Origin of the sequence: Pseudomonas sp. 21615526 (assembly GCF_013386245.1) — a bacterium.
Lineage (GTDB): Bacteria > Pseudomonadota > Gammaproteobacteria > Pseudomonadales > Pseudomonadaceae > Aquipseudomonas.
On sequence record NZ_JACAOM010000223.1, the window covers coordinates 1 to 2,014 of the forward strand.

The 2,014-nt window shown below is 63.0% G+C and carries 3 protein-coding genes; all 3 read left to right on the forward strand.

The window, feature by feature from the left end:
• The coding region (locus tag HX786_RS31270; RefSeq protein ID WP_256735353.1) for an amidase family protein at positions 1–768 on the forward strand (768 nt) is incomplete at its 5' end.
• 11 nt (positions 769–779) lie between these two features.
• Positions 780–1,658 carry a polysaccharide deacetylase gene (locus HX786_RS31275; RefSeq protein WP_177021379.1) on the forward strand — a complete coding sequence of 293 codons (879 nt, stop codon included), beginning with the start codon at positions 780–782 and terminating at the stop codon, positions 1,656–1,658.
• 42 nt (positions 1,659–1,700) lie between these two features.
• Positions 1,701–2,014 (forward strand): MFS transporter (locus HX786_RS32150; RefSeq protein WP_256735355.1); only part of this gene is annotated, 314 nt, incomplete at its 3' end.

Consider the following 2,014-nt stretch of genomic DNA (forward strand, 5'->3'; position numbering starts at 1 on the left):
CGCTACAGCCGCGACGGCGTTTTTCCGCTGGCTCACACCCTCGACAGCCTCGGCCCGCTGACCCGCAGCGTGCGCGATGCACTGGCCATCGACGACCTGCTCAATGGTCGCGACCAGCGCCCACCACGCCCGCCCCGCAGCCTCAATGGCCAGCGGTTCTGGGTCGAGCAAAGTGTGCTGGAAGACGCACGGGTTGAACCTGCGGTGCGCGATAACCTGCAACGTTGTGTGGACCGATTGAAGGCAGATGGCGCGCTGATTGACGTGCGCCCCTCGAAGACCTTCCAGGCCACCCTCGACCTGATCCTGCACCAGGGCTGGCTCGGCGCCTTCGAAGCCTTCGCCCTCCACGAAGCCCTGCTCGACAGCCCTGATGCCGAGCAACTCGACCCCCGCGTTCGCCGTCGCCTTGAAGCGGCCCGCACACTGCCGGCCAGCCAACTGCTGGCACTCTACGAAGCCCGTCGCCGCCTGCAACAGCAGCTTGTCGACGAACTCGACGGCGCGATCCTCATCACCCCCACCGTGGCCCATGTGGCCCCGTCCCTGGCGCCGTTGGAAGCCGACTTTGAACTGTTCGTCAGCACCAACCTCGCCACCCTGCGCCTGACCATGCCCGGCAGCCTGCTGGACATGCCCGGCGTCAGCCTGCCCAGCGGCCGCGATGCCCTGGGCCTGCCCACCGGCCTGCTGCTCAGCGCCCCCAGCGGCGAAGACGCGCGCCTGCTTCGGGCCGCGCTGTCAGTAGAAACCGCACTCACTTTTTAAGGAGACACATCATGGCTAAAGACATCCTCTGTGCATTTGGCGTCGACGTCGACGCGGTCGCCGGCTGGCTCGGTTCCTATGGCGGCGAAGATTCCCCGGACGACATTTCCCGCGGCCTGTTCGCCGGTGAAATCGGTGCGCCACGCCTACTCAAATTGTTCGAGCGCTACGGCCTGCGCACCACCTGGTTTATCCCCGGCCACTCGATGGAAACCTTTCCCCAGCAGATGAAGGCGGTGGCCGACGCCGGTCACGAAATCGGTGTGCACGGCTACAGCCACGAAAACCCGATTGCGATGACGGCCGAGCAGGAAGAAATCGTCCTCGACAAGTCCATCGAGCTGATCACCCAGGTCACCGGCAAACGCCCCACCGGCTACGTCGCGCCCTGGTGGGAATTCAGCAAGGTCACCAACGAACTGCTGCTGAAAAAAGGCATCAAGTACGACCACAGCCTGATGCACAACGACTTCCACCCGTACTACGTACGCAAGGGCGACACCTGGACCAAGATCGACTACAGCCAGCACCCCGACACCTGGATGAAACCCCTGGTGCGCGGCGAAGAAACCGACCTGGTGGAGATCCCGGCCAACTGGTACCTCGACGACCTGCCGCCGATGATGTTCATCAAGAAAGCCCCCAACAGCCACGGCTTCGTCAACCCGCGTCACCTCGAAGAAATGTGGCGCGACCAGTTCGACTGGGTCTACCGCGAGCACGAACACGCGGTGTTCACCATGACCATCCACCCCGACGTGTCCGGCCGCCCGCAAGTGCTGCTGATGCTTGAGCGGCTGATCGAACACATCCAGAGCCATGCCGGCGTGCGCTTCGTCACCTTCGACGAAATCGCCGATGACTTTATCCGCCGCCAACCACGTACCTGACACCTGTACCTAAACCCTGGCCAACCTCCCGAGGCGCGATTCATGTCTATCTACAACAAGCTTGATCTGACTGGCTGGAAACCCCGGCAACTGACGCCCAAGGAGGTGCGTTTCGCCACCTGGATCGCGTTTTTCGCCTGGGTGTTTGCGGTGTATGACTTCATCCTTTTCGGCACCTTGCTGCCGGAAATCGGGCGGCACTTTAACTGGGGTGAAGTGGAGCAAGCGGAGATTGCGACATGGGTGGCGGTAGGCACCGCCGTGGTCGCGCTGGCCATCGGTCCGATCGTGGACAAACTGGGTCGGCGCAAAGGGATTATTTTCACCGTGGCCGGTTCGGCGATCTGCTCGGCGCT